Raw genomic sequence first — 26600 nt, forward strand, 5'->3', positions numbered from 1 at the left:
CGTGAGACGAGCCGTCAGCCTTGCGCGACTTCGCCCTGAGCCGAAGCCGAGGACGCGTCTTCCTGGACGTGGACGCCGACGCTGCCCATCCCCGCCACCCAGCCGGTGATCTTGCGGGAGAGGTCCTGAGCCGTGAGTCCGAGTTCCTTGTGGATGGCCTCGCGGCTGGCGTGATCGAGGAACTGCTGGGGAACGCCCATGTCGCGGCACGACGTGTGCACTCCGGCTGCCCGCATCGCGGCCGAGACCGTCGAACCGATGCCGCCGTGCAGACCGCCGTCTTCGATGGTGACCACGAGGGCGTACTTGTCCGCCATCTTCACCAGCGAATCCGCGACCGGCAGAACCCACCGCGGATCGACGACGGCAACCGAGATGCCCTGCTTGTCGAGCCGCTCAGCAATCTCGAGTGCCAGGGATGCAAACGGGCCCACCGCGACGAGGAGCACGTCGCCGCGCTCACCCTCGCTGGACTTGAGAACGTCGACCATTCCGTCGAGTCGCTTCACGGCCGGAATCGCTTCGGGTACAGCGCCCTTCGGGAAACGAACGACGGTTGGGCCGTCGTCGACGAGGAGTGCCTCGTCCAGTTCTTCGCGCAGTGTGTCGGCGTCACGCGGTGCCGCGACACGGATCCCGGGGATGATTCCGAGCAGCGAAAGATCCCAGACCCCGTTATGGCTGGCACCGTCGACTCCGGTGACCCCGGCGCGGTCGAGCACGACTGTCACCGGTTGCTTGAGCAGAGCGACGTCCATCAACAACTGGTCGAAAGCCCGGTTGAGGAAGGTGGAGTAGATAGCTACGACGGGGTGAAGTCCGCCCAGTGCAAGACCGGCGGCTGAGGTCATCGCGTGCTGCTCGGCGATACCGACGTCGAAAATACGATCGGGGAACTTCTCACCGAATGCCGCGAGGCCGGTGGGCCCGGCCATCGCCGCGGTGATGGCGACGATGTCCTCACGACGCGAAGCCTGCTCGATCAACGCGGCCGAGAAGACCGACGTCCAGTCCGGCGCGGACGACTTGGTGCCGCGACCGGTGACGGGATCGATGACACCGGTGGCATGCATCTGGTCGGCCACGTCGTTCTCGGCGTGTGCGTAACCGTTGCCCTTACGAGTGACGGCATGCACGATGACCGGTCCACCGTAGGCCTTTGCCCGGCGCAATGCCGATTCCATGGCGGCTTCGTCGTGTCCGTCCACCGGTCCGAGGTATTTGATACCGAGATCGGTGAACATGACCTGAGGGCTGACCGCGTCTTTGAGACCCGCCTTCATTCCGTGCAGGACGGAGTACGCGGTGCGCCCCACCCAGGGCAGTCTCTTGACCATGCGTCGGCCACTGTCGAGGGCGCGCTCGTAACTCGGTGCGGTTCGCAGTGCCGAGAGATGGTCGGCGAGTCCGCCGATGGTCGGTGCGTAGGAGCGGCCGTTGTCGTTGACGACGATCACCACCGAACGGTCCTTGCCTGCCGCGATGTTGTTGAGAGCTTCCCAACACATTCCGCCGGTCAGCGCGCCGTCACCGACGACGGCAACTACGTGGCGATTCTGACCCGTCAGCGCGAAGGCCTTCGCGAGGCCGTCGGCATAGGACAACGCGGCGGAAGCGTGAGAGGACTCGACCCAGTCGTGTTCGCTCTCGGCGCGGCACGGATACCCGGACAGTCCACCCTGCTTACGCAGAGTGTCGAACTGATCCTGACGACCGGTGAGGATCTTGTGTACATAGGCCTGATGGCCCGTGTCGAAGATGATCGCGTCCTGCGGCGAGTCGAAAATTCGGTGCAGTGCGAGGGTCAACTCCACGACGCCCAAGTTGGGCCCGAGGTGACCACCGGTCGCAGCGACCTTCAGCACGAGGAACTCACGAATCTCGTCGGCCAACTCCGTCATCTCGGCGTGGCTCAACTGACGTAGATCGTCAGGACCCTGAATGCGGGCAAGAACACCCAACGAGATCGCTCCCTCCGTGCTTCACAGCTGCACCGGTGCGCGCCGCGGCTGTCTTCGCGACAGTGCTGCCAGTCTACGGAGCGTTCCGGCGAACCGACACGCGGACTCGGCCCGATTCCGGTGTGACTTCGCGTAACAGCGAAATCCCGCGGATCGCTCGTGATCGCAATCACAGACAAATGGGATCCGTCGCGATCGACTCGGCAACTCTTCTTCCACAAAACGACCGCCATGTCAGCTTAAGGTCGACGTATGGGAACTGTGGTCGACGACCTGATAACGCGAGTGTTCGACGAAGTCCGATCACTCGACGAAGGCGAGTTGGCCGACTACATTCCCGAACTCGCGGCGGTCGCCCCCGATTCGTTCGGAATCTGCATCGCCACCGTAGACGGTTACGTCTACGAGATCGGTGACTCGCGAATCCCGTTCACCATTCAGTCGATCTCGAAGCCCTTCACCTACGCCTTGGCTCTCGCCGATCGAGGAAGCGAGGCGGTTGCCGCGAAAATCGACGTCGAACCATCCGGCGAGCCGTTCAACGAAATCAGCCTCGACCCGCTCACCGAACGGCCACGAAACCCCATGATCAATGCCGGGGCGATCACCGCTGCATCACTGGTTGCCGGACCGAATCCCGAGGCCCGCTTCGAGCGCATCCGCTCGGCGTACTCGCGATACGCAGGCCGCGAGCTGACCTTCAACGAAGCCGTCTACACCTCCGAGGCCCGCACCGGTCACCGCAACCGTGCGATCGGCCACATGCTGCGATCCTTCGACGTCATCACCGGCAATCCCGACGAGGCCGTCGACCTGTACTTCCGTCAGTGTTCGATCGACGTGACCTGCCGTGATCTGAGTCTGATGGCTGCGACGATGGCGAACAACGGCGTCAATCCGCTCACCCACGAGCGTGCGCTGGCACCCGCAGGCGTCGAACAGGTCCTCAGTGTCATGGCAACCTGCGGGATGTACGACGGCGCCGGCAAGTGGCTGGTAGAGGTCGGATTGCCGGCCAAGAGCGGTGTCGGCGGCGGAGTGCTGGCGGTTCTGCCGGGCCAGATCGGCATCGCCGTGTACTCCCCCAGGCTCGACGTTCACGGCAACAGTGTTCGCGGAGTTGCTTCTGCCCGGGCACTGTCGAAGGAACTCGAACTGCACTTCCTCCACGTGACGCGGGCGTCACGCTCGTCGATCCGGGCCAGATACAGCGTCATCGAAGCACCGTCGCGAGTACGACGCACCCCGACCGAACAGGCCGTGCTCGACGACGTCGGCAAGCGCAGCCGGGTCTACGAACTGCACGGCGATCTCCTCTTCACCGGTGCCGAATCGGCGGTCCGCGAAATCGGCTCGGTGGACGAGGGCCTCGAAGTTGTCGTCATCGACGTCCGCCGCGTCGACGACGCCAGCGACGTCGCGGTGCGCATGATCACTGCGCTGCAGGTTCAGCTGGCCGAGCAGGCTTGTGCTGTGGCCGTCGTCGATCCGCAAGGACTGCTGGGACAACGAAGTTCGAGCATCGACCCCGCCAGAAGAAGTGGTCGGGTTTTTGCCGATCTCGATTCCGCCATGCAGTGGTGCGAAGACACGCTGCTTGCGGTGCATTGTGAGGCCGAACGGCAGGCGTCGACGATCTCGATCGAGGACCACCCAGTTCTCGATGCTCTGTCCGCGGCACAGATCGAGGGATTTTCGGCAGAGTTGGAGACGCGAACCTATGCCCGCGGCGAGAAGATCGCCCGCCGAGGTGAATCGGCGTCTGGCTTCTACCTGATTCTCAGTGGCCAGGTCAGCACCATGTTCACCGACGCGCACGGGGTCGAGCACCGCATCACGACGCTCTCCGCCGGAATGACGTTCGGCGAGATGACGATGTTCCTCGACACTCCGTTCCTCAACGACATCCGCGCCGATTCCACGGTCACCGTGGCCGTGCTGACTCCGGAGCGATATGCAGAACTGACCGCACAGGCACCCGAGTTGAAACTTGCGCTTCTCGAACGACTGGCTGCGGGCGCCTACGAGCAATTGGACCTGATGTTGCGGAGTGTCATATCCGCCGGACGAATCGGATAGGAACCACACGTGCCCACCACCGCCTTCACCTCGGATCCGTCCACTGTCACGGTAACCGGAACCGCCACTGCAACAGCTGTTCCCGACATCGTGCGATTGACGATCGGAGTATCGGTGACACAGACGGCCGTTTCCGACGCGTTCGACGCCGTCGCGCGTCTGTCCACTGCCCTGACCGAGACCCTGCACGCGCGCGGTGTGCGCGGAGCGGACCTCACCACCGCCGGGCTGAGCGTCCATCCGCAGACTCACTGGAGCGACGGAGGCCGCCAGGAGACAACAGGATTCACGGCATCGACAACTTTCCGAGTCGTACTGCGAGAGCTGGAGCCGGAAGCGGCGAACTCCCCCGCTGCCGTCATCGCGGCATGTGTATCGGTGGGTGGCGACGCGATTCGGCTCGACGGACTGGAGTTCGATCTCGACGACCGCAGCGATCTGGCGACAAGAGCACGCGAATTGGCCTGGACGGCAGCCGAATCGAAGGCCAGACAGTTCGCAGACCTGGCAGACAAAGATCTGGTCGAAGTCCTCGAGGTGCTCGAGGACTTCGACCAGATCGTGCCGATGCGCGGACGTGTCGCGGCGATGAAAGCGGATTCGGCCCCGATAGCCGTCGAACGCGGAGAGATCGAAGAATCGATCTCGGTCCGCGTTCGATGGGCTATGGCGTGACAACAGTAATTCAGAAGACGCGGCCGGCAGTAGACCAGCCGGGCTTGCGGATCAGCGAGTGAGGTTCTTCTCCTCGTTCTTCTCTTCGCGTTCTTCTTCGAACTTCTGCTCGGCGTCGGGGGTTGCCATGTCGATGGTGGTGCGCAACGGACGGTTCGGGATGAAGATGACCGACACGAGCGTGACCACGGCGACGACGGCTGCGACCAGGAAGATCCGTCCTGTTGCGTCGCCGTAGGCGAACCGAACGATCTGCGAGACGAAGTCAGGCATATTGCTCAGGTCGAGGCCGTCCTGGAGGCTCTTTCCAGCTACTGCCTGCTGCTCGGGCGGCAAGGTGGAGACCGAATCGACTGTCAGTGTCTTGACGCGGGTCGCAAGAATCGAACCGAGCACCGACACGCCGATCGCGCCGCCGAAGGTGCGGAAGAACGCCACGATACTGCTGGCCGCGCCGATGTTCTCGACGCTGACCGTGTTCTGCACGGCGAGAACGATGTTCTGCATCAGCATGCCGGTACCGAGACCCACGATGGCGATGAAGATTCCGATTGTCCACAGGCTGGTTGCGTGGTCGATCGTCGACAGCAGCCCGAAACCGACCAGCAGCAGAACTGCGCCGGCGACGATGAAGGGCTTCCACTGACCGAACTTGGTGATCAGCTGGCCCGAGCCGACCGAGGCGACGAGCATGCCTGCGACCATCGGAATGGTGAGCAATCCGGCTTCGGTGGGATCGAATCCGCGTGCGGTCTGGAAGTACTGCGTCAGGAACGTCGTCGCGCCGAAGAGGCCGACACCAACTGCGATCGAGGCGATGATCGCGAGAGCCGTGGTGCGCTCGGTGATGATCTTGATCGGCAGGATCGGATCCTTGACCTTGGATTCGACGAACATCGTCAGGCCGAGCAGGGCCAGACCACCGATGACGAAGAAGGCCGACTCCTTCGAGAACCAGGCGTAGTAGTCGTCCTGACCGGCAAACGACACCCAGATCAGCAGGACGCTGACACCGGCGGTGAGCAAGGTGGCGCCCATCCAGTCGATGGAGACGTTGTCCTTCTTCACGGTCTCGACGTGCAGTGTGCGCTGAAGCAGGAACAATGCGATGACTGCCAGCGGAACACATACGTAGAAGCACCAGCGCCAGCCGGCAGTGTCCACGAGGACGCCGCCGAGGATCGGTCCACCGGACATCGAGACGGCCATGGCCGCACCCATGTATCCGGAATAGCGACCGCGATCTCGCGGCGGGATGATCGTGCCGATGATGGCTACGACGAGAGCGGTCAGACCGCCCATACCGATGCCCTGGATGACACGCGCACCGAGCAGCAACGGAACGTTGTGCGCCGCGCCGGCGATGACCGAGCCGATCACGAAGATGACGATCGCGGTCTGGACCAGCACCTTCTTGTTGTAAAGGTCGGCAAGCTTGCCCCAGATTGGCGTCGACGCCGCGGTGGCGAGCAACGCTGTCGTGATGATCCAGGCGTACTGCGTCTGAGTTCCGTGCAGTTCACCGATGATCGTGGGAAGCGCTGTCGAAACGATGGTGCTGCTGAGCAGCGCGGTGAACAGCGCCGCGATGAGTCCGGTGAGTGCTTCGAGAATTTCGCGGTGAGTCATCGCGCCCGCTTCGCGAGCCGATCCGTCACCTCCGGTACTTGCCCGGGTTTCTCCTACTGTTGCTGCCATGTGCCTTATCTCCCAATACTTTCTACGCCCGTGTGCGGAACTGCCGGTGAGGCCTGCCGATTCGATGCGCCGAACGTCTCGTTGAGACGTTGCAGCGATGTCACTGCGGCCATGGCCTCTTCCTGGCTCCAGTCTTCGAGCATGTTGCGCAAACGCGCCGCACGCCGCTGCGTGGTTCTCCGTAAAACGTCGTGTCCCTCTTCCGATACTCGGATGCGGAACGCCCGCTTGTCAGCCGGATCGGGATTTCTCTCGACATACCCAGCGTCGACCAGATCCGACATTTGTCGGCTGAGCGACGACTGACTGACACACAGATCGACGGCCAATTCGTTCTGTCGGCACTCCCCACGCGCTGCCAGCATGAACAACACACTGACCAGCGCAGGCGGCAGCAGGCTGTCTGCACCGGTGGTGACCGCGGCTCGCAGCGATCTGCCGAACATGAAGATCGTGTCGACGAGCGCTTGGGCCGTCTCCGGCTGTACCGACATTGCCTACCCCTGAATTCGAGTGGCCCGAACGAGCCGTGACTTGAAAACGGAAAACTACTTGCAGAACGAAACTATACGATTAGTTGCGTAATGCAAGCAACTGTTGTGAACGCGAGAAGCGTCACACCGTTTCAGGGAAAGATTTCGGGACGTCTCAGCGTTCGAGGAGCGCGATGCACTCCATGTGGTGAGTCTGGGGGAACGCGTCGAACGCCCGGAGGCCACCGATTCTGAAGCCCTGCTCCAGGTAGAGGCCGATATCGCGACCGAACGACGCCGGGTCGCACCCGATATGGACTATCCGCTCAGCGCCCGTTGCGGCGAGAGCTTCCACGACCGGACGGCCGGCTCCCGCACGTGGCGGGTCGAGCACGACGACAGCAGGCGAACGCTCCAGATCCGCGATGATGTTCTCGACGCGGGCGCTGTGGAAGCGCACCTGACCGAGATCGGACAGCGCTGCCTGCCCGTCCGCGACTGCACGCGCCGAAGATTCGACGGACTCCACCACGCCGGACGGCCCGACAAGCTCGGCGAGCACAGCTGCGAACACGCCGACACCGCCGTAGAGATCCCAGGCCGTGTCCGCGGTAGCGGCTCCGGCCCACTCCCCGACCACCTGTGAGTACGCGGCCGCAGCGCCGCGATGGGCCTGCCAGAAACCGGTCGCGGCCAGCGCCCATTCTCGACTGCCGACGCGCTCGGTCACTGTGTCCGATCCGATGGCAACTCGGGTCTTTCGCGGGCCGCCGCTTGCCGCTCGGCGTGCCATCGCGCCGCGTCGCCCGGGCGTCCGCCGTCCCGTCTTGGACACCGCGGGTGCCGCGATTTCCACGACGTGCCGCTCGCCCGCAGCGTCGAGAACGACCTGCAGCTCGCTACCTGGCGCCCACTGCGCACCGCCGAGACCGTCGTACGCGCTCTGATCGATCTGGGTGCACCGCAGGTCTGTGACGATCCGGTTGCTGCGGTACGCGTGGTATCCGGCGACACCGTGCCCGTCCACCGCCAACCGGACTCGCGTGCGCCAACCCGTTCCGCCTCCGGTTCCGGGCAGTTCCTCTACCTCGACGTCCGATTCGACACGAGCCAGTCGCAGAAGCTGCTCCCGCACGACCGAGGTCTTCATCTCACGTTGGACGCTCAGATCCGCATGCGAGTAGTCGCAGCAGCCCGCCCCGCCCGGGCCGGAGATCGGGCATGTCGGATCGATCCGATGCGGAGAAGCGTCGAGAACGGTGATCGCGTCGGCGCGGCAAAACGATCCGCCCTTGTCCTCGGTCACCCGGACCAGCGCACGCTCCCCCGGCAAACCGTGACGGACGAACACGACCCGCCCCTCGTGCCGGGCGACGACGAACCCGCCGTGACCGGGGTTGCCCAGATCGACCTCGAAGGTCTGTCCGGTCCAATTCTCACTCAACGAACTACGCCTGCCATTTCGATGTTGCCGATCATTTTTCGCCGGTGATCATTTCTCGCCGGTGTCGTAACCGCGACGCGTGGCACCTGCGGTCTTCTCGATGTCGAGCGGCTTCGCCTTTGCCGACGAACTCAGCTGCCACGGAACGCTGGTCACCATCACGCCGGGCTGGAAAAGCAGACGACTCTTCAGACGAAGCGCGCTCTGATTGTGCAGGATCTGCTCCCACCAGTGTCCGACGACGTACTCGGGAATGAAGACGGTGACGACGTCACGCGGAGCATCGCGTCGTACACGCTTGACGTAATCGAGAACCGGCTTGGTGATTTCGCGGTACGGCGACTCGATCACCTTGAGCGGAACCGTCACGTCGCTCTTCTCCCACTCACGCACGAGTGCACGGGTGTCGGGCTCGTCGACGTTGACCGTGATGGCTTCGAGGGTGTCCGGTCGCGTTGCTCGCGCGTAGGCGAGAGCTCGCATCGTCGGCATGTGCAACTTCGAGACGAGCACGATCGAGTGCGTGCGGCTGGGCAGTACGCCGTCCCACTCCTGCTCCTCGAGCTCGGCTGCGACGCTGTCGTAGTGCTTGCGGATCATCTTCATCACGATGAAGATCGCGACCATCGCGACGATGGCGATCCATGCGCCGGCAGCGAACTTGGTGATCAGAACGATGATCAAGACGGTGGCGGTCATTGCCAGACCGATCGAATTGATCACTCGCGAGCGCTGCATACGGGCCCGTTGCGCCTTGTCGGTCTCGGACTTCAGATGCCGAGTCCAGTGCTTGATCATGCCCGTCTGGCTGAGCACGAACGAGACGAAGACGCCGACGATGTACAACTGGATGAGCTTGGTGACCTCGGCGCCGAACACCACGACGAATGCGATGGCAGCACCGGAGAGGAAGAGGATTCCGTTGCTGAATGCCAGTCGGTCGCCGCGCGTGTGCAGCTGACGCGGTAGGTACCGATCCTGCGCCAGGATCGATCCGAGTACCGGAAATCCGTTGAACGCGGTGTTCGCGGCCAGAACCAGGATCAGTGCCGTGACGATCGCCATGAAGAAGAAACCGATCGGGAAACCACTGAACACGGCTTCGGCGATCTGCGCGATCAAGGTCTTCTGATGGTAGCCCTCCGGCGCTCCGACCAGCTGTTCCTGCGGATTGTGTGCGTAGACGATGCCGATCTTCTGAGCCAGGATGATGATGCCCATCAGCAGGACGATGGCGATCGACCCGAGCAGCAGCAAGGTCGTGGCAGCGTTGCGCGACTTCGGCTTCTGGAACGCCGGTACGCCGTTGCTGATGGCCTCGACGCCGGTCAGTGCGGCACAGCCCGAGGAGAATGCGCGGGCGATCAGGAACGCGAAGGCAATTCCGTACAGATGCGAATCCTCGGCGTTGAGCGTGAACGACGACGATTCCGCGTGCACATCCTCACCGAGGACGTAGATCCGGAAGAATCCCCACCCGAGCATCAGGAACATGCCGACGATGAATGCGTAGGTCGGAATTGCGAACGCGGTCCCCGATTCACGGATACCGCGAAGGTTGACCGCGGTCAGCAACACGATCGCCGCAACCGCGAACAACACCTTGTGCTGCGCGACGAACGGCAGAGCCGAGCCGATGTTCGACGCCGCCGACGAGATCGACACGGCGACCGTCAGCACGTAGTCGACCATCAGCGCACTACCGACGGTCAGACCGGCGGTCGGGCCGAGGTTGACCGTCGCGACCTCGTAGTCGCCGCCACCGGAGGGGTATGCGTGGACGTTCTGGCGGTAGCTCGCCACCACCACAGCCATGACGATGGCGACGGACAATCCGATCCAGGGTGTGTACGCATACGCGGAAATACCCGCGACGGAGAGAACCAGAAAGATTTCTTCGGGGGCATACGCGACGGACGACATCGCGTCGGACGCGAAGACCGGTAGTGCAATTCGCTTGGGTAGCAGCGTGTGCCCGAGTTTGTCGCTTCGGAACGGCCGACCGAGCAGGAGCCGCTTGGTAGCGGTCGAGAGCTTAGACACGTGCAAAGCGTAAGCCGTCTCGCCCGATTCGGAGTCATCAGAGCCCCAACTTCACCTTTTGTCGTGACAACCGGCACGCGAGCGACCGTTGTACTTGCTCTTCCCGTGAGGGGCTGTACCGTTCGATTCGGCGTGCAATCGCGCCATGAGGGTCCATGAACGGAGTAGGGCGTGTATGTCGTCATCATGGGGTGCGGTCGAGTGGGTTCTTCCCTCGCCGCGTCTCTGACCAGGATCGGACATGAGGTCGCCGTCATCGACCGCGATCAGAGTGCGTTTCTGCGTCTCGATCTCGACTTCCCGGGAACCAAGGTTCTGGGAATGGGGTTCGACCGTGACGTGCTGGTCCGGGCGGGAATCGAGCGGGCCGACGCCTTTGCCGCGGTGTCCTCGGGAGACAATTCCAACATCATCGCAGCGCGAGTCGCACGCGAGACTTTCGGCGTCGAACGCGTCGTCGCACGTATTTACGACGCCAAGCGTGCCGCTGTTTACGAGCGACTCGGCATTCCCACGGTCGCCACCGTGCCGTGGTCGACGGATCGTTTCCTGCACACGTTGACCAAGGAAAGTCAGACTGCGAAGTGGCGCGATCCTTCGGGCACTGTCGCCATCACCGAACTTGCCCTGCACGAGGATTGGGCGGGCAAGCCGATCGCGCTCCTCGAGGGCGCGACCAGTTCGAGAGTCGCCTTCATCATCCGCTTCGGGACCGGCATTCTCCCCGACCGCAAGACTGTCATCCAGGCCGACGATCAGGTCTACATCGCCGCCGTGTCGGGAACCGTCGCCGAAGCTGTCGCACTGGCCGGCAACCCGCCGCCGAGCGACGACTGAGGGAGGCCGCAGATGACTGATCCGTACGCCGCCCCCCACAACAAGACTGCGACTGTGTTGCACTACAACGTGATTGGAAGTTCTCGATGAAGGTCGCCATCGCCGGAGCCGGCGCCGTAGGCCGTTCCATTGCGCGAGAGCTGATTCGAAGCTCACATGACGTCATGCTGATCGAACGCAAACTCGATCACATCGAACCGGAGTCGGTGCCCGAGGCGAAGTGGGTGCACGCGGACGCCTGCGAACTCAGCAGACTCGAGGACGCGTCGATGGAGTCGTACGAGGTCGTGATTGCCGCGACCGGAGACGACAAGGCAAACCTGGTCCTCAGTCTGCTCGCGAAAACCGAGTTCGGTGTTCGCCGAGTTGTCGCCCGCGTCAACGATCCCCGCAACGAGTGGCTCTTCGACGAGTCCTGGGGCGTGGACGTCGCCGTCTCGACACCGCGGATGCTCGCTTCGCTCGTCGAAGAGGCCGTCTCGGTCGGTGACCTGGTCAAACTGATGACACTGCGGCAGGGACAGGCCAACCTCGTCGAGATCACGTTGCCCGACAACACACCTCTTGCCGGAAAAGCCGTCAAGAAACTCGAACTTCCGCGAGACTGCGCACTGGTCACCATCCTGCGTGGCGGACGCGTGATCGTCCCGCAGATGGACGATCCCATCGAAGGCGGGGACGAACTGCTCTTCGTTGCGGCCGTCGACGCCGAGGATCAGTTGCGCGTTGCACTCCGCCTGGAGAATTGACAGACGAACACACTGACGACGAAAGGGAATCACATGGCACAAGCGCCCGAAAACACCGTAGTCACCGACAATCCGGCCCAGAGCCGGTACGAGATCCATGCCGACGGCGACCTCGCCGGGATCGAGGACTACACCACCTCCGGTGACGTCGTCTCGTTCAACCACACCGAGATCTACCCCGCCTTCGAAGGTTTCGGATTGGCCGGGGTTCTCGTCCGCCAGGCTCTGGACGACCTACGAGCACGCGGCCTCAGGGTTCATCCGGTGTGCCCGTACGTCGTGAAGTTCCTCGACAAGCACCCCGAGTACCAGGACCTGATCAGCTGAGATCGCGGTCTTCGCGCGGCTTCGTCAGATTCACCGAGCCCACCTCTTCGGACCCTGCGTCCGTGGCGGTGGGCTCGCTGCTTTCGGGCTCCACAACCGGTTCAGGCTCGACGATGCGATCGGCCTTACGCACAGCCCAGACCGTCACGAGCAGCACCAAACCGGTCAACGGCCAACCCATGCCGATACGCGCGACTGCGAGCCATCCAGTGTGGTCGGTGTCGTAGAGCTGTGACTGAACGAGATACCGCGCACCGAAGACCAACGCCCACGCTGCCGTCGCGACGTCGTAGAGCCGGACGGCGGAGCTGTGCTTGCGCCAGAGATTGCCGTGCCCGTTGAGATAACCCCAGATGATTCCGACGAGGGGCCAGCGCACGAGGATGGAAATCAGGAAGACCGCACCGTAGGCGAGGCTCGTGTAGATACCGAAGAGGAAATATCCTTTGGCGTCGCCGGTGCGGTAGGCGATGAATGCGGAAACTCCGACTCCGAGAAAACCGGAAATAGCGGGTTGGAGGGAATCCTTACGGAAGAGGCGCCAGGCCGCGATAGCGACAGCGACGCCTAATGCGGCCCAGATTGCCGCGGTGAGATTCCAGATGCTGTTGACCGGGACAAAAATCAGAATCGGCAAAGACGAATAGATCAGACCACTCAGCCCGCCGAGTTGGTCGATTACCGATCGCTGTTGTGTTTCAGTCACCTGTCGAGGGTGCCACAGTCACCGAGTTGCACGGTAAATGCGGGAAACGCGCCTATTCGCCGCGCAGTTCGTAGTAAGGGTTGAAGATCGCCTTGCGACCGTCACGCTCGCCCACACGACCGCGGATCAGCAGGGTCTTACCGGTCTCGATTCCCGGGATCCGGCGACGCCCGATCCAGACGAGATTGATCACCTCGGTGCCATCGAAGAACTCGGCCTCGATGCTGGCATTTCCCGACTTGGGACACGCGTCGACGCTGCGGAGTCGGCCCACCATCGTGACTTCTTCACCGCGACGACAATCGCATGCCTTCTGACCTCCGGAAGCCTTGTTGGACTCGGCCATCTCCTGGGCGTCCAACTGGTCGACGTCCTCGGTCAGACGCTGGGTCAGTCGACGAAAATATCCTGCGGCGGCGGGTGCCATTGCGCGCTCCTGCGAACATGTGTGACGCAAGGGTTTCGCGTCACGTGAAGGGCTGTGTGATCGCCACTGTAGACCCATTACGAGCGTGTAACCACACCGGTCAGTCCGCGTCTCGGGGGCACCGGGCAAGATCAAGAGATGCAGAACTCGGAATTGGCGACCGTTGCCGTCGTTCTCCCAGGTACAGGCTCTGACGCCCACTTCGCGGACCGCGCATTCCGGGCGCCGCTGGAGGCTCTGGGTGTGCGCATCGTCGCAATTGAACCGGACCCTCGGCGTGTCGTGGACGGCTATCTGGACGCGATGGACAGAGCCGCGGACACGCACGGCCGAATCATCGTCGGAGGGGTCTCGATCGGAGCGGCCGTTGCACTCCAGTGGGCCGCCGACAATCCCGATCGAACCGTGAGTGTGTTGGCAGCGCTTCCGGCCTGGACGGGCTCGGCCGACGACGCCCCCGCAGCAGCGAGCGCGCGGTTCACCGCCGGGCAACTGCGCTCCGAAGGCTTGGAGTCGGTGATCGCTGCGATGCACGCGTCGAGTCCGGCGTGGCTCGGAGCCGAACTCGAGCGCTCCTGGCGCTCTCAGTGGCCCGATCTCCCGGCTGCGCTCGACGAGGCGGCGTCGTACCACTCACTCGGCGAGAGCGCGCTACGGGCGGTAGGCGTTCCGGTCGGCATTGCGTCGGCGGTGGACGATCCGGTTCATCCCGCGTCAGTGGCGCAGGCCTGGGCGGCTTCACTCCCCCGCGGCGCAGTCGCCACGACGACGCTCGACATGATCGGGCGCGACCCCGCGGTTCTCGGGTCCACCTGCATCAAAGCGCTCGCGGCGATCGAATCCGATACCACCGCGAGCGCCTGAAGAAAATCCTGTTACTGACCCAATTGCTGCATGGCAGAACCGGATTCGCCGCTACGAGGCGGCGGGGTCGGCCGTGCTGGAGGTGCCGGCGGAGCGGGCGGTGCTGACTGCTGTTGCGGCTGGGCGGCGACCTGTTGCTGCTGCGCTGCCGCCAACTGCTGCTCGTGTGCGGCCGCCAACTGCTCGGCGAGCACCTGCGGGAGCACCACGGGCAGCGGTGTCCGCACCGGATGCGGCTCTGATCCTCGGTTGACGACGGTGTCACGCAAGATGTCCCGTGCGATTGCCACCAGAGGAGCGTTCGCGGCGGTGGATCCACTCGGACCCGCGACCACGCAGCGCACCATCCACCGGGGACCGTCGACGCCGATGAACCGCAGGTCCATGTTGGCCGTCACAGCAGCCAGTTCACGGCCCCACGGGCCGTTCTCGACGCTCACCGCGGAATTGTCGTCGCGAAGCGACTGCGCGAGCTCGGCAACGACCTCACGCCACTGACCGGGCGATTTCGGGGCGGCGTAGGCAGCAACCGTGATGCGGCCGTGCTCGGTGACCAGGTGCACGGCCTGCGGCGAACCGTTGGGCGCCATCTCGACCTGCAACTGCCCGCCGGTCGGCATCGGCACCAGAACGGAACCGAGATCAAGACGCTGACCGTCACGGCCTGCCGTCGGATCGTCGGAATCGATCTCCGAGATGTCGTAAGGGCCTTCCGATTCGTCACCGAACTCGTCGCCGGTGACTTCGAGATCGTCTTCGACCTCGTCGATCTCCACCGACTCGTCGTTCTCGTCACCGAAGAAGCTGGTGGTTTCCTCGTCGACATCTGTCTTCTTCTTGCGTCCGAACATGATTCAGACTCCCTCTCCGACTACCGCGCCAGGCGCATCGGTATCGAGTATCGCGTGCCCGCCGCTGGAACCGTAGCCTCCGGTTCCTCTGGTCGTGTCGTCCAGCGATTCGACTTCCTCGAAAACCGGAAGTTCGACTCGTTGAACCACGAGCTGAGCGATTCGGTCACCGCGGCGGATGTCGATGGCTGTGGCCGGATCGAGATTGATCAAGCAGACCTTGAGTTCGCCCCGGTATCCCGCGTCCACGGTTCCGGGCGCATTCACGATCGACAGTCCCGATTTGGCGGCGAGTCCGGAACGCGGATGGATCAACCCGACGGTGCCCACCGGCAAAGCGATCGCGATCCCCGTTCCGACCAGTGTTCGGTGGCCGGGCTCGATGGTGACGTCGCTGGTGGAGCACAGATCCACACCCGCATCTCCGGGATGCGCACGCTGTGGAACGGGCAGGTCTGGATCCAGTCGCTTCAAGGCGATGGAGAGATGGTCGCTCACGTGGGCCAAGACTACTCGTAGCGACGGACTATCCTTGACAGGTGCCCGAAACATCTCGACCTGACGTCGCCACCACAACGCCCCCGTCCACGACGCTGTACTCCGAGCGCCTGTGGGTGCCGATCTGGTGGTGGATCGCCGGGCTGGCCGTAGCCGGACTCCTCGCGGCCGAGGTCCACATGGGCCGCCCGGGGCTTCTCTCGTACCTGGCGTACGTCGTACTACTCCCGATCCCGATCTGGGCGGCATTCTGGCTCAGCCGGATGCGCGTCGAGGTGGTGGAGACAGCAGGGGTGAAGGAATTGCACGTGGGTAGAGCCCACCTGCCGGTCGAATTGATTTCACGGGCGGCAGCAGTGCCGGCTTCCGCGAAGAGTGCTGCGATGGGGCGCCAACTCGATCCGTCGGCGTTCGTCCAGCATCGCCCATGGGTCAAGACAATGGTGTTGATCGTGCTCGACGACCCGGAGGATCCCACGCCGTACTGGTTGGTGAGCACACGTCGTCCCGCTGATCTGCTGGCTGCGCTGGATCTCTGACCAGCGCGGTCACAGCAAAGCAGTACTTCCCGACCCTTGGTCGACCCTCGCGCTGACGGGTCGACCACCGGGAAGGGAGATCAGGCAGCGCAGTCCATGCATACGAGCTGTCCGTTGGCATCACTGGCCAGGCGGCTGCGGTGATGAACCAGGAAGCAGCTCGAACACGTGAACTCGTCTGCCTGCTTCGGAACAACTCGAACCGAGAGTTCCTCGCCGGAAAGGTCGGCACCCGGCAGCTCGAAGGACTCCGCGGTGTCCGTCTCGTCGATGTCGACGACGGCTGACTGCGCTTCGTTGCGTCGCGCCTTCAGCTCCTCGAGCGAGTCCTCCGAAACCTCGTCGGACTCTGTACGCCTCGGTGCGTCGTAGTCAGTTGCCATCTCGTCTACCCCATCCTCTTCGTGTATCCCGGTCCCGTGTGCGCCGAGAATCCGGTAGATCCTTGATGCGCATGGAAACCGCCGTGGCATCCAGATCATTCCCTGTCGCTGCATAACGCTGCAGGACCGGAATTAGTGCCCGGAAGTTCCTTCCGAGAACGTGATCTGCGCCTCATTTGGTTGTCATTTCGGCGTCCGGCCGATGCCCAGTTGAACGACCTGGGCCGCCAGACAGTAGCCGACGTGAGCACGAAAGTAGTAACCGAATCGGAAATTTCCGAAAAATGACTGCGAATTGTCACCAAGGCAAGAGCAAGCTGTGACCTTTCCACGATGTTTTCGGGCCGAATCCGGGTAGAAACAGGCCGGTAATCGGCCAACTGCCGTTTCGCAATCGACAAGGACTCGACGCGTCGAGCCTCGCTTCGGCTGTCTCGTCACACAGGCCCTCTAAGGTAGGCACCGAACGTCATGCCGGCGCCGCTCGGCCCGATGGCGAAGTAGAAGTTTCGTCAAGAAAGTCGAGGGATACCGTGGTTTCTCTGATCACCGAAGGCAGCTCTACCGATGACCAGGGACGTCCGTTCCGCCGTCGGCGCGCGTGGCCGGTGATCGCCGTGTTCGCGGTACTCGCATTGATCGGCAGTGTCTTGTGGGTCCGCATCCTGAGCGCCGAGGCGGAAGTCAGTGACACCGTCGCCTGCAACCTGCCGCAACCTTCGTCCGATCCTTCGGCAGCGGCGCCACTACCGCTGGGAACCGTCGTCGACCGCTCGAAGCTGCTCGACGTGGATCCCGCTCCCCTCGCCGCCACCAAGGTTCGTGTGTTCAACGCCAACGGTGAACACGGCCAGGCGGCCCAGGTGGCAGCGCAACTGAGCGAGTTCGGCTTCTCCAGCGCGCCGGACGTCCAGGTCGGAAACGACCCCGTCTACGTCGACCAGAACATGGAGTGCCAGGGTCAGATCCGATTCGGAGCGAACGGCCTCGCCGCCGCCAGTTCCGTCTGGCTGGTCGCCCCCTGCGCCGAACTGGTCCAGGACGGCCGCGGCGACGACACCGTCGACCTGGCTCTCGGCACGTACAACAAAGGCGCCCTGACCCCCAACACCGACGCCACCGCGATCTTGCATGCTCTGGCCGAGCAACCCGCAAACGCCGAAGTCGCCCCCATGGACATCGCACTGCTCAAAGCAGCGCGCACGGCGCGCTGCTGACAAGCCTCAGCTCGGAATCGGCTGATCTGCGCCGGTAGCTCCGAGCATGTGCGCGAACTGCTCGGCGATCGCCGGAGCGACCGCGTAAACGACATCGCCGTCGGCCGACGTGGAATTTGGCGCCGGGACGTTGATCACGGCGCCCGCTTCGGAAGCGATCAAGGAGCCGGCTGCCCAGTCCCACGGACTCAGTCCGTGTTCGAAGTGAGCGTCGACCCGGCCGGTGGCAACCATGCACAGATCCAACGCAGCCGAACCGATGCGTCGGATGTCGCGGACCTGCGGCAGGATCTGCCCGATCAACGTGCCCTGCACCTTCCGGCGATCCGCTCCGTAACCGAAGCCGGTGGCCAACAGCGCCATTGACAGCTCGGTCACCTCATTGGCTTGCAGGTCGCTGACGACGCCGTCGGCCGTGGTCATGGTTGCACCGCCGCCCCGATGCGCGGCGTACGTGGTTTCCAACGACACGTCGACGACAGCCCCGGCTACCGAGAACCCGTCGATCTGTACGGCCACCGAGATGGCGAACGCGGGGATTCCGTAGAGAAAATTCACCGTGCCGTCGATGGGATCGACAACCCATCGAACTCCCGCGGAATCGTCGGTGTCTCCGCCACCTTCCTCACCCAGGATCGAATCTGCAGGGCGCAATTGCGCCAGAAGGTCGCGAATCACCTGTTCGGTTTCGGTATCGACCACCGTGACGGGATCGGTGGGCGTGCTCTTCGCCGCAACCGAACCACCCTCGGCGGCACCGGAACCCACCAGGCCGAATACCTCGGGCCGACGCAAGCGGACGTGTTCGGCTGCGCGTTCGGCGACGGCTACGGCTACTTCCCGCAACTGTGCGGGGTCCAGAGAATCGGCGGAAAAGTCGGGCAACGTTCTTTCTGAAGGGCGCACCGGACCATCGCAACACATCTCTACCGAGGGGCACCACTCGAACGTCTCGAGGCGGGCGGTTCGAGAGGACGCGCCCGGGTCCTTGTTCGGGTTAGTGTTTGCAACGGTAGATCGTGACCTCGAATTCGACACTCAGGAGCGCAGGACGATGACAACCACAGGTTTCGGGATCGACGTCGGCGGTAGCGGCGTCAAGGGCGGCACGATCGACCTGAGCACCGGGGAAATGATCGGTGACCGCATCAAGATCCTGACCCCGCAGCCGTCCACACCCGATGCGATCGCGGGCACTGTCGCCGAGATCGTCGAGCAGGCCAAGTGGACCGGTCCGGTCGGCATCACCTTGCCCGCTGTCGTGACCGGCGGCGTCGCGCGAAGCGCCGCGAATATCGACAAGTCCTGGATCGACACCGACGCCGCCGCTCTGTTCGGCAAGGCGCTGGGCGGGCGCGAGGTCACCGTCCTCAACGACGCCGACGCTGCCGGAATCGCCGAGGACTCGTTCGGAGCGGGTAAGGACACCTCCGGCGTCGTGATCTTGTTGACCTTCGGCACCGGAATCGGATCTGCCGTGCTGCACAACGGAGTTCTGTTGCCCAACACCGAGTTCGGTCACCTCGAGGTCGACGGCAAGGAAGCCGAGCACCGGGCGGCGTCGTCGGTGAAGGAGAAGAAGGACTGGAGCTACAAGGAGTGGGCCGTCGAGGTCTCGCGAGTTCTGACCACCTTCGAGAACCTGCTCTGGCCAGACCTCTTCATCGCCGGAGGCGGTATAAGCCGCAAGCACGAGAAGTGGATTCCGCATCTGACCAACCGCACCAAGGTCGTCCCCGCCACCCTTCTCAACACCGCGGGAATTGCCGGAGCTGCGCTCGCATCGGTCGGACTGACTAGGCCGGCCTCCGTCGCCGGATGAGAAAACCCGCACGTGAAAAGCGGAAAATCTACCTGTTACGGCCCGCCGTGACGTAAGAGTTTCCTGAGAGTCGTTACAATGGTGAAGTCCGGCTGCGCGCCGGCCAACAACCATTGACCTCTCCGCCGGATCACCACTCTGGCGTGACGCCGCACGACACCGTCACGAAAGGGCGTACGTGGCAGCCACCGATACACGTCAGACTGCTGATTCTCCATCAGAGTCAGAGCCACAATCTCCAGCCGTGGAGGCGGCCACCGTCACCGCTCCGGCAGCCAAGAAGGCTCCGGCGAAAAAGGCCCCCGCCAAGAAGGCAGCAGCAAAGAAGGCTCCGGCCAAGAAAGCTCCGGCCAAGAAGGCAGCAGCTAAGAAGGCCAGCCCCAAGAAGGCCGGCGATCCTGACGCCGAAGACGGCGATGTCGAGTTGGAAGACATCGACATCACGGACGGCGACCTTGCCGAGGTCGAGTCCGATGTCGTCGAGGTCGTAGCAGTCGGCGAAGACGAAGAGACCGCTGCAGAGCCGTCCGAGAAGGACAAGGCTTCCGGCGACTTCGTCTGGGACGAGGAAGAGTCCGAAGCTCTCCGTCAGGCACGCAAGGATGCCGAACTGACGGCGTCCGCCGACTCGGTTCGCGCCTACCTCAAGCAGATCGGCAAGGTCGCACTCCTCAACGCCGAAGAGGAAGTCGAACTGGCCAAGCGCATCGAGGCCGGCCTCTACGCCGTGCAGATCATGCAGGACCTCGCTGACAAGGGCGAGAAGTTGCCTGCGGCTCAGCGACGCGACATGAGCTGGATCTGCCGCGACGGCAACCGCGCCAAGAACCACCTCCTCGAGGCCAACCTCCGCCTGGTCGTCTCGCTGGCCAAGCGCTACACGGGCCGCGGCATGGCGTTCCTGGACCTCATCCAGGAAGGCAACCTCGGTCTGATCCGTGCAGTCGAGAAGTTCGACTACACCAAGGGTTACAAGTTCTCGACCTACGCCACGTGGTGGATCCGTCAGGCCATCACCCGCGCAATGGCCGACCAGGCTCGCACCATCCGTATCCCGGTGCACATGGTCGAGGTCATCAACAAGCTCGGCCGTATCCAGCGTGAGCTGCTCCAGGACCTGGGCCGTGAGCCCACGCCGGAAGAGCTCGCCAAGGAAATGGACATCACGCCGGAGAAGGTGCTGGAAATCCAGCAGTACGCGCGTGAGCCGATCTCTCTCGACCAGACCATCGGCGACGAGGGCGACAGCCAGCTCGGTGACTTCATCGAGGACTCCGAAGCTGTTGTCGCAGTCGATGCCGTCTCGTTCACCTTGCTGCAGGATCAGCTGCAGTCGGTACTCGAGACGCTGTCCGAGCGCGAAGCCGGCGTGGTTCGCCTCCGCTTCGGTCTCACCGACGGTCAGCCGAGGACTTTAGACGAAATCGGACAGGTCTACGGCGTCACGCGTGAGCGTATCCGCCAGATCGAATCGAAGACGATGTCGAAGCTGCGCCACCCGTCGCGTTCGCAGGTTCTGCGCGACTACCTCGACTAGTCACACCAGCTATGCACACAAGAGCCGCTCTCCGGATCTCCGGAGAGCGGCTCTTGTGCGTTTGCCGCCTCAGACCAAGAGTGTGTCCCGGAGTTGTGCGACATCGTCCTCGCTCAACTGAAGGCCGTCCCGGACGTAGTTGTCGAAGTTGCCGTACACCCGATCCACCGTGGCGAAAGACGTGTCCAGCCAAGACTGTTCGACGCCGTCGATGAACGCGCTCCCCGTGCGGGGTCCGGTGAGGTACTGATTGCTGAGCATGTAATCGGCGTTCACGTCGGTGCGACTCACGCCGAGGACGGTCAGGAGAACTGCGGTCATCCAACCGGTACGGTCCTTGCCCGCCGAGCAGTGGTAGAGGACTGCACCGTCGGTGTTCGCGACGTTCACCAGCGCGTCGTGGAATGCGCGGCTCGCCCCCGGATCGGTCACCATCAACGCGTACATCGTCGGCATGTCCACCAGCGCCGGGAGGTTGGCGGGGTTGGTTCCGATGACGTCGAACCAGTTGCTTCGCGCCCCGTTCGGAAGGCGATCCTGCGAGAGCGTTCGTTCGACGACCGTACGGAAGTCGTCGACCGATTCCACTCCGCGTTCGCTCAACGACGCGAGATCCGACGGTGTCAGCTTGTCGAGGGCATTCGAGCGAAATACCTTCCCCCACCGAACGGTCTGCCCGTCCGCGGCGTCGTAGCCACCGATGTCACGCGCGTTCGACGCACCCTCGAGGTGCAGCGATCGATCCGCGGCAACCTGCGCAGCTGTGGGTCCGGCGTGGTCGAGAGCGGGAATTCCACCGGCGAGCGCCGGGACCGGTGCACACGAGATGATCAGCGCACACAGAGCGGTCGCGGCGGGACGGGCGATTCTGTTCGACATCCGGACAGAATAGGACCGCAATCAGGACTTCGTACGAACCTTGATGTACAACGAGGCGACCGGTTCGATAACTCTTGCCGCCACCGGGCCGATGACCGCCATCAGGAGCACGTAAGCAGTTGCCAATGCGGCAAGTTCGGCGTCGACGGCGCCTGCGGACACCGCGAGGCCGGCGATGATGATGGAGAACTCACCGCGGGCGATCAGAGCGGCACCGGCGCGCGCCTGACCCATTCGCGCGACACCCTGACGCCTGGCCGCCCAGGCGCCGGTTACCAGCTTCGTGATCGCCGTGACCACTGCCAGGATCGCGGCCCATCCGAGGACTGGCGGAATGGAACTGGGATCGGTGTTGAGACCGAAGACCACGAAGAACATTGCGGCGAACAGATCTCGAAGGGGCTCGAGCACGCGACTGGCATTGTGCGCCGTCGACCCCGAGATCGCGATTCCGAGGAGGAATGCGCCCACAGCCGCCGACACCTGCATCGCCGAACTGATGCCGGCGACCAACAGTGCGGCACCGAGCAGCTTGAGCAGGAGCGTCTCACTGTCGGGACTGTCGAGGAGGGCAGAGACGTACCGTCCGTATCGGAGGGCCACGACAAGAACCACGGTGATGACCAATAACGAGATCCCGACCGCTTCGAGCCCGCCCATGAAGCTCACGCCCGCGAGCATCGCGGTCAGAATCGGCAGGTACAGCGCCATCGCCAGGTCTTCGAACACCAGAATCGAAAGCACGACCGGTGTCTCGCGGTTACCGAGGCGCCCCAGGTCGCTGAGCACCTTGGCGATGATTCCCGAAGACGAGATGTAGGTGACGCCGGCCATGACCGTCGCCCCCACGACGCCCCAACCGAGCATCAAGCCGACAACCGCGCCAGGGGTGGCGTTGAGGACGATGTCGACGATGCCGGCTACCCGCGAGCGTTTGAGACCGGTGACGAGCTCGGCCGCAGTGTATTCGAGCCCCAACAGCAGCAAGAGCAGGACGATCCCGATCTCACTTGCCAGATGGGAGAACTCGCCGATGTCGCCGAGCTGGATGAAACCGCCCTGTCCGAAGCACAGGCCGCCGATCAGGTAGAACGGGATCGGCGACATGCCGACGCGAGCAGCGAGCCGTCCGAGCAGTCCGAGCGCGAAGAAGACCGCGCCGAGTTCGATCAGTGCGAGGGTGGTTGTGTCCACGCGCCAGTCAGCCGTTGGCCAAGATTTTTGCCGCTGCAGCCAAACCGTCCGGCGTTCCGACTGCCACGAGAAGGTCTCCCCCGGTGAACGTGAAGTCGGGGTTCGGAGACGGGCTCACCTGTCCTGCCCGCATGACGGCGACGATGGACACTCCGGTACGCGTGCGCATGCCGGTGTCCCCGAGGGTCTGTCCGTCGTAGCGAGAACCGTCCTTGATGTAGAGCTGTTTGGTTCGAATGCCCGGAAGATCACGGTGCTCTTCCTCGAGCTGAGCAACGAGCTGTGGGGCACCCAGGAGATTGCTGAGCGCTGCCGCTTCCTCGGTGGTCAGAGGCAGCGAAGCAGCACACGCGTCAGGGTCGTCTGCCTTGGAAACGATGAGGTCGGTATGACCGTCCCGATGGGTGACGACACCCACGCGACGACCGGAAGACAGAACAAAATCCTTGCGCGTCCCGATCCCCGGTAGTGGGGTGACTTCTACGTTCATATACCAACGGTAGCGCCGATCGGTGACCTGCATCGCGGGAGGGCCGTAATCCGCGGGGCACAGTTCACGACCGGCCAACCGGCGACCTACCGAACCGGCGAAAACGCGCCGTTCTCGCCCGGAAAATACTCGACGACAGCGGTGACGGCTGCGACGGGAATCGGGGCGTACAGATGCGGGAATCGCATCGATTCCGGGTCCGAGGGGACACCCGGTTCGTACTTGACCTGACCGCCGAGCAAGGCCGGATCGATAGCCAGAAGGACTATGTCGTCACGGCCGGCAAAGATCCGATTGGCCGGTAGATGAACTTGCGCCGGAGTCGACATGTGGACAAATCCCTCCGCCTCGAATCCGTCGGGGATACGTTCACCGAGCTGTTGTGCCCGCGCCCACTCCTCGCGCGTGCACATGTGGAGCAACTCGACGCTCTCGTCGACAAGTGGTTCGCGTCCCGGGTTCATCCGCCCAGAATATCGGGCTGAGGTCGGCGATCCGAATCAGCTGTCAGCGAACAATCCTCACCCGAGAATGCCTGCCCAGCGCATTTCCAGTGAGACACAACACTAAGAAACGCCTTCGGGAACAACCCGTAAACCCCAAACGTCTGTAAGAGTGGATCTACCGCGCCATTCCGACGCGGCGGACCAGGCCCCAGGCACGCGGCCCGAATGCCGCAAAGCCAGTACGGAGGAGTCATGCCCGGAACACTGACCAGCCCACAGTTGACCGCTGCCGACCGGTGCGACCGGTGCGGTGCCGGAGCACGCGTACGCGCCGTGCTTCCCACCGGCGGCGAGCTTCTCTTCTGCGGACACCACGCAACCGAACACGCGGATCGACTTCGCGAGATGAATGCCGTCGTCTCCGAAAGCGAACCCGCAATCTGACCTGTCAGCCGGGGGTGGCCTCTTCACGAGGCGCGCCATGAACGCCAGAACGGGCGATCACAGTCACTGTGATCGCCCGTTCTGCCGTTCCGGGGCCGCAAGCACGCGAAGCGTGCGGGACCGGTATCGGCTGCTACCAGCTGCGGAGAATCGCGATGCGTTCGGTCAGCTGATCGACAGTAGCGATGGCCGTCGGCGGACCGCCGCACACCCGGCGCAGTTCCGCGTGAATGATGCCGTGCGGCTTACCAGTGCGGTGAACGTTCATCGCCACCAACCCGTTGAGCTCCTTGCGGAGCGCACCGAGCTGATCTGCCGTGGCCGCTCGATCGGATACCACTGCCGCCGTGGGTTGCGGGGCGGCGGCCTTGGCCGAGTTGGCCTCGACCTGCGTCTGCTGGCGTTGACGCAGCAATGCCCGCATCTGATCGGCGTCGAGTAGGCCTGGCAGACCGAGGTAGTCGGCTTCCTCGTCACTTCCGGCGAATGTCGCGGTACCGAAGGATGATCCGTCGTAGATCACCTGGTCGAGTTCGGCATCGGCGCCCAGGGACGTGAACGCCTTCTCCTCCTCGCCCAGCTCGTCCTTCTGCTTGTTCGCATCGGCGAGCAGGTCGTCTTCGAGGCCGTCCTTCTCACGATGCGGCTTGCCGAGTACGTGATCACGCTGGGCCTCGAGCTGTGCGGCAAGGTCGAGAAGCACCGGCACCGACGGCAGGAAGACGCTGGCAGTTTCGCCCTTACGACGCGAGCGCACGAAGCGCCCGATCGCCTGAGCGAAGTACAGCGGAGTCGACGCGCTGGTCGCGTACACACCGACCGCCAGACGGGGAACGTCGACGCCCTCGGACACCATGCGGACCGCGACCATCCATTTCTGGTCGCTCGCACCGAATTCGGCGATTCGCTTGGACGCGGTGGGGTCGTCGGACAGCACGACGGCCGGCTGTTCGCCGGTGATCGCTGTCAGGGCCTTCGCGTACTCGCGGGCCACTGTCTGGTCCGTCGCGATGACGAGTCCGCCGGCATCGGGCATACCGGTACTGCGCAGCTGCGCCAAACGGGTGTCTGCTGCTTGCAGCACGGCAGGAATCCAGTCGCCGGCAGGGTCCAAGGCCGTACGCCATGCCCGAGTCGTCTGCTCGGCGCTCAGCGGCTCGCCGAGTCGAGCGGTGAATTCCTCGCCGGCGTTGTTTCGCCACCGTGCCTCGCCCGAGTAGGCGAGAAACACGACGGGGCGAACCACGCCGTCCTTGAGGGCATCCGAATATCCGTAGGAGTGGTCGGCTTTCGAGCGGAGCAGACCTTCCTTGTCCGGCTCGTACTCGACAAAAGGAATGGCACTGTCGTCACTGCGGAACGGGGTTCCGGTCAGTGCGAGACGCCTGGTCGCGTCGCCGAACGCTTCACGAATGGCGTCGCCCCAGCTCTTGGCGTCGCCGCCGTGGTGGATCTCGTCGAGGATGACCAGCGTCTTGCGGCCCTCGGTCCGCACACGATGCTTCGACGGGTGCGAGGCAACCTGGGCGTAGGTCAGCACGACGCCGTGATAGTCACTCGAGGTCTGGCCGGTCGAGTTGGAGAACCGCGAGTCCAATGCGAGGCCGGAGCGCTGTGCGGACTCCGCCCACTGGTGTTTGAGGTGCTCGGTCGGCGCCACGACGGTTATCTGGTCGACCGTCCGGTCACGGAGCAATTCCGAAGCTACCCGCAGAGCGAAGGTGGTCTTACCTGCTCCCGGCGTTGCGACCGCCAGAAAGTCACGCGGACTGCTGGAAAGGTACTTGGTCAGTGCACGGCGCTGCCATGCACGAAGGGAACCGGTAGGGGCGCCAGGTTGGGTTCCCGCGGATTGAGCTCCGGCGGGTTCGGGCGACTTGCCGAACTCGGCTGCCACGGTCTCAGACGTCATAGGCCGCGCCTCCACTGGAATCGCACTGTTGTCTCGCGCTCCTCGAATTTTCATCAATGTCCGGCGACGAGCCTAGCCGCCGCCACCGACCAAAGCCGCACTCGA

27 protein-coding genes are annotated in these 26600 nt (G+C 63.6%); 11 read left to right on the plus strand and 16 right to left on the minus strand.

The features are described from left to right. Positions 1-14: 14 nt before the first annotated feature. Positions 15-1961: a 1-deoxy-D-xylulose-5-phosphate synthase gene (gene dxs, locus ABIE52_RS08285; RefSeq protein ID WP_007732868.1), complete on the minus strand. Its 1947-nt coding sequence runs from the start codon at positions 1959-1961 to the stop codon at positions 15-17. A 252-nt stretch (positions 1962-2213) separates the two neighbouring features. Between dxs and glsA the strand changes: the two genes are divergently transcribed. Further along, the gene (gene glsA / locus ABIE52_RS08290; protein WP_003942619.1) at positions 2214-4040 is read left to right on the plus strand and encodes a glutaminase A; all 1827 of its coding nucleotides are present in this window, start codon (positions 2214-2216) and stop codon (positions 4038-4040) included. 9 nt (positions 4041-4049) lie between these two features. Further along, entirely contained in the window at positions 4050-4715 is a 666-nt protein-coding gene (locus ABIE52_RS08295; RefSeq protein WP_007732865.1) for an SIMPL domain-containing protein, read from the plus strand. A 51-nt stretch (positions 4716-4766) separates the two neighbouring features. Here the strand turns inward: ABIE52_RS08295 and ABIE52_RS08300 are convergent, their stop codons facing one another. The 4 genes from ABIE52_RS08300 to ABIE52_RS08315 form a co-directional block, all read right to left on the minus strand. Further along, entirely contained in the window at positions 4767-6413 is a 1647-nt protein-coding gene (locus ABIE52_RS08300) for an MDR family MFS transporter (protein ID WP_007732863.1), read from the minus strand. A 5-nt stretch (positions 6414-6418) separates the two neighbouring features. Beyond that, on the minus strand, positions 6419-6907 hold the full coding sequence (locus ABIE52_RS08305) for a MarR family winged helix-turn-helix transcriptional regulator (RefSeq protein ID WP_003942624.1): 489 nt from the start codon (positions 6905-6907) through the stop codon (positions 6419-6421). Positions 6908-7061: 154 nt separating this feature from the next. After that, positions 7062-8330 (minus strand): class I SAM-dependent RNA methyltransferase, encoded by a 1269-nt coding sequence (locus ABIE52_RS08310; RefSeq protein WP_192712470.1) that lies wholly within the window; start codon positions 8328-8330, stop codon positions 7062-7064. A 48-nt stretch (positions 8331-8378) separates the two neighbouring features. Next, the gene (locus ABIE52_RS08315; protein ID WP_007732857.1) at positions 8379-10373 is read right to left on the minus strand and encodes an APC family permease; all 1995 of its coding nucleotides are present in this window, start codon (positions 10371-10373) and stop codon (positions 8379-8381) included. 171 nt (positions 10374-10544) lie between these two features. Between ABIE52_RS08315 and ABIE52_RS08320 the strand changes: the two genes are divergently transcribed. From ABIE52_RS08320 to ABIE52_RS08330, 3 genes are all read left to right on the plus strand, one after another. Then, positions 10545-11210 (plus strand): potassium channel family protein, encoded by a 666-nt coding sequence (locus ABIE52_RS08320; protein WP_003942587.1) that lies wholly within the window; start codon positions 10545-10547, stop codon positions 11208-11210. An 86-nt stretch (positions 11211-11296) separates the two neighbouring features. Next, positions 11297-11959: a potassium channel family protein gene (locus tag ABIE52_RS08325; protein ID WP_003942632.1), complete on the plus strand. Its 663-nt coding sequence runs from the start codon at positions 11297-11299 to the stop codon at positions 11957-11959. Between the two features lie 33 nt (positions 11960-11992). Then, positions 11993-12286: a GNAT family N-acetyltransferase gene (locus tag ABIE52_RS08330; RefSeq protein ID WP_192712471.1), complete on the plus strand. Its 294-nt coding sequence runs from the start codon at positions 11993-11995 to the stop codon at positions 12284-12286. Here the strand turns inward: ABIE52_RS08330 and ABIE52_RS08335 are convergent. Both ABIE52_RS08335 and ABIE52_RS08340 read right to left on the minus strand, forming a co-directional pair. After that, on the minus strand, positions 12279-12992 hold the full coding sequence (locus tag ABIE52_RS08335) for a DUF3159 domain-containing protein (RefSeq protein WP_003942611.1): 714 nt from the start codon (positions 12990-12992) through the stop codon (positions 12279-12281). The genes ABIE52_RS08330 and ABIE52_RS08335 overlap by 8 nt on opposite strands. A 52-nt stretch (positions 12993-13044) precedes the next feature. Beyond that, positions 13045-13419, minus strand: coding sequence for an OB-fold nucleic acid binding domain-containing protein (locus tag ABIE52_RS08340; RefSeq protein ID WP_003942613.1), 375 nt, complete (start codon positions 13417-13419; stop codon positions 13045-13047). A 138-nt stretch (positions 13420-13557) separates the two neighbouring features. Between ABIE52_RS08340 and ABIE52_RS08345 the strand changes: the two genes are divergently transcribed. Then, positions 13558-14283, plus strand: coding sequence for an alpha/beta fold hydrolase (locus ABIE52_RS08345; protein ID WP_192712472.1), 726 nt, complete (start codon positions 13558-13560; stop codon positions 14281-14283). Between the two features lie 11 nt (positions 14284-14294). Here the strand turns inward: ABIE52_RS08345 and ABIE52_RS08350 are convergent, their stop codons facing one another. Together ABIE52_RS08350 and dut are read right to left on the minus strand one after the other, a co-directional pair. Further along, positions 14295-15134 carry a DUF3710 domain-containing protein gene (locus tag ABIE52_RS08350; protein ID WP_030536885.1) on the minus strand — a complete coding sequence of 280 codons (840 nt, stop codon included), beginning with the start codon at positions 15132-15134 and terminating at the stop codon, positions 14295-14297. A gap of 3 nt (positions 15135-15137) precedes the next feature. Next, positions 15138-15632 carry a dUTP diphosphatase gene (gene dut, locus ABIE52_RS08355; protein WP_003942635.1) on the minus strand — a complete coding sequence of 165 codons (495 nt, stop codon included), beginning with the start codon at positions 15630-15632 and terminating at the stop codon, positions 15138-15140. A 41-nt stretch (positions 15633-15673) separates the two neighbouring features. On the opposite strand from dut, the gene ABIE52_RS08360 reads away from it, so the two are divergent. Then, positions 15674-16171 carry a DUF3093 domain-containing protein gene (locus ABIE52_RS08360; protein ID WP_003942596.1) on the plus strand — a complete coding sequence of 166 codons (498 nt, stop codon included), beginning with the start codon at positions 15674-15676 and terminating at the stop codon, positions 16169-16171. Between the two features lie 80 nt (positions 16172-16251). Here the strand turns inward: ABIE52_RS08360 and ABIE52_RS08365 are convergent, their stop codons facing one another. Further along, positions 16252-16554, minus strand: a complete 303-nt coding sequence (locus tag ABIE52_RS08365) for a DUF4193 domain-containing protein (protein ID WP_003942593.1) — start codon at positions 16552-16554, stop codon at positions 16252-16254. Between the two features lie 533 nt (positions 16555-17087). Between ABIE52_RS08365 and cei the strand changes: the two genes are divergently transcribed. Further along, a complete protein-coding gene (gene cei, locus ABIE52_RS08370; RefSeq protein WP_003942618.1) occupies positions 17088-17771 on the plus strand; it encodes an envelope integrity protein Cei in 684 nt (227 codons plus the stop codon). Between the two features lie 6 nt (positions 17772-17777). Here cei and ABIE52_RS08375 read toward each other — a convergent pair whose 3' ends face one another. Further along, positions 17778-18656: an inositol monophosphatase family protein gene (locus ABIE52_RS08375; protein WP_042449947.1), complete on the minus strand. Its 879-nt coding sequence runs from the start codon at positions 18654-18656 to the stop codon at positions 17778-17780. Positions 18657-18825: 169 nt separating this feature from the next. Here ABIE52_RS08375 and ppgK point away from each other — a divergent pair, with 169 nt between their 5' ends. Together ppgK and ABIE52_RS08385 are read left to right on the plus strand one after the other, a co-directional pair. After that, complete coding sequence (ppgK, locus tag ABIE52_RS08380) at positions 18826-19593, plus strand: polyphosphate--glucose phosphotransferase (RefSeq protein WP_042449945.1); 768 nt, start codon at positions 18826-18828, stop codon at positions 19591-19593. A 112-nt stretch (positions 19594-19705) separates the two neighbouring features. Then, entirely contained in the window at positions 19706-21130 is a 1425-nt protein-coding gene (locus ABIE52_RS08385; protein WP_370333980.1) for an RNA polymerase sigma factor, read from the plus strand. A 69-nt stretch (positions 21131-21199) separates the two neighbouring features. Here the strand turns inward: ABIE52_RS08385 and ABIE52_RS08390 are convergent, their stop codons facing one another. The 4 genes from ABIE52_RS08390 to ABIE52_RS08405 all read right to left on the minus strand — a co-directional run bounded on the left by ABIE52_RS08390 (position 21200) and on the right by ABIE52_RS08405 (position 24157). After that, positions 21200-22009, minus strand: a complete 810-nt coding sequence (locus tag ABIE52_RS08390; RefSeq protein WP_042449914.1) for a tyrosine-protein phosphatase — start codon at positions 22007-22009, stop codon at positions 21200-21202. A gap of 21 nt (positions 22010-22030) precedes the next feature. Beyond that, on the minus strand, positions 22031-23203 hold the full coding sequence (locus ABIE52_RS08395) for a cation:proton antiporter (RefSeq protein WP_003942634.1): 1173 nt from the start codon (positions 23201-23203) through the stop codon (positions 22031-22033). Positions 23204-23210: 7 nt separating this feature from the next. Beyond that, a complete protein-coding gene (locus ABIE52_RS08400) occupies positions 23211-23693 on the minus strand; it encodes a cation:proton antiporter regulatory subunit (RefSeq protein ID WP_021344116.1) in 483 nt (160 codons plus the stop codon). A gap of 86 nt (positions 23694-23779) precedes the next feature. Continuing rightward, positions 23780-24157, minus strand: a complete 378-nt coding sequence (locus ABIE52_RS08405; protein WP_070161439.1) for a DUF952 domain-containing protein — start codon at positions 24155-24157, stop codon at positions 23780-23782. A 234-nt stretch (positions 24158-24391) separates the two neighbouring features. Between ABIE52_RS08405 and ABIE52_RS08410 the strand changes: the two genes are divergently transcribed. After that, on the plus strand, positions 24392-24583 hold the full coding sequence (locus tag ABIE52_RS08410; RefSeq protein ID WP_003942643.1) for a DUF7455 domain-containing protein: 192 nt from the start codon (positions 24392-24394) through the stop codon (positions 24581-24583). Between the two features lie 133 nt (positions 24584-24716). Here ABIE52_RS08410 and ABIE52_RS08415 read toward each other — a convergent pair whose 3' ends face one another. Beyond that, the gene (locus ABIE52_RS08415; RefSeq protein WP_003942642.1) at positions 24717-26495 is read right to left on the minus strand and encodes a DEAD/DEAH box helicase; all 1779 of its coding nucleotides are present in this window, start codon (positions 26493-26495) and stop codon (positions 24717-24719) included. Between the last annotated feature and the right edge of the window lie 105 nt (positions 26496-26600).

Source organism: Rhodococcus sp. OAS809 (assembly GCF_040546695.1).
Taxonomy (GTDB): domain Bacteria; phylum Actinomycetota; class Actinomycetes; order Mycobacteriales; family Mycobacteriaceae; genus Rhodococcus_F; species Rhodococcus_F qingshengii.

What these genes read in the sequence shown, in the direction of transcription:
- ABIE52_RS08405 (WP_070161439.1), bottom strand. Translation starts at nt 24,157, where the DNA reads ATGAACCCGGGACGCGAACCACTTGTCGACGAGAGCGTCGAGTTGCTC.
- ppgK (WP_042449945.1), top strand. Translation starts at nt 18,826, where the DNA reads ATGACAACCACAGGTTTCGGGATCGACGTCGGCGGTAGCGGCGTCAAG.
- ABIE52_RS08305 (WP_003942624.1), bottom strand. Translation starts at nt 6,907, where the DNA reads ATGTCGGTACAGCCGGAGACGGCCCAAGCGCTCGTCGACACGATCTTC.
- ABIE52_RS08410 (WP_003942643.1), top strand. Translation starts at nt 24,392, where the DNA reads ATGCCCGGAACACTGACCAGCCCACAGTTGACCGCTGCCGACCGGTGC.
- ABIE52_RS08300 (WP_007732863.1), bottom strand. Translation starts at nt 6,413, where the DNA reads ATGGCAGCAACAGTAGGAGAAACCCGGGCAAGTACCGGAGGTGACGGA.
- ABIE52_RS08340 (WP_003942613.1), bottom strand. Translation starts at nt 13,419, where the DNA reads ATGGCACCCGCCGCCGCAGGATATTTTCGTCGACTGACCCAGCGTCTG.
- ABIE52_RS08415 (WP_003942642.1), bottom strand. Translation starts at nt 26,495, where the DNA reads ATGACGTCTGAGACCGTGGCAGCCGAGTTCGGCAAGTCGCCCGAACCC.
- ABIE52_RS08400 (WP_021344116.1), bottom strand. Translation starts at nt 23,693, where the DNA reads ATGAACGTAGAAGTCACCCCACTACCGGGGATCGGGACGCGCAAGGAT.
- ABIE52_RS08325 (WP_003942632.1), top strand. Translation starts at nt 11,297, where the DNA reads ATGAAGGTCGCCATCGCCGGAGCCGGCGCCGTAGGCCGTTCCATTGCG.
- ABIE52_RS08345 (WP_192712472.1), top strand. Translation starts at nt 13,558, where the DNA reads ATGCAGAACTCGGAATTGGCGACCGTTGCCGTCGTTCTCCCAGGTACA.
- glsA (WP_003942619.1), top strand. Translation starts at nt 2,214, where the DNA reads ATGGGAACTGTGGTCGACGACCTGATAACGCGAGTGTTCGACGAAGTC.
- ABIE52_RS08330 (WP_192712471.1), top strand. Translation starts at nt 11,993, where the DNA reads ATGGCACAAGCGCCCGAAAACACCGTAGTCACCGACAATCCGGCCCAG.
- ABIE52_RS08350 (WP_030536885.1), bottom strand. Translation starts at nt 15,134, where the DNA reads ATGTTCGGACGCAAGAAGAAGACAGATGTCGACGAGGAAACCACCAGC.
- ABIE52_RS08390 (WP_042449914.1), bottom strand. Translation starts at nt 22,009, where the DNA reads ATGTCGAACAGAATCGCCCGTCCCGCCGCGACCGCTCTGTGTGCGCTG.
- ABIE52_RS08365 (WP_003942593.1), bottom strand. Translation starts at nt 16,554, where the DNA reads ATGGCAACTGACTACGACGCACCGAGGCGTACAGAGTCCGACGAGGTT.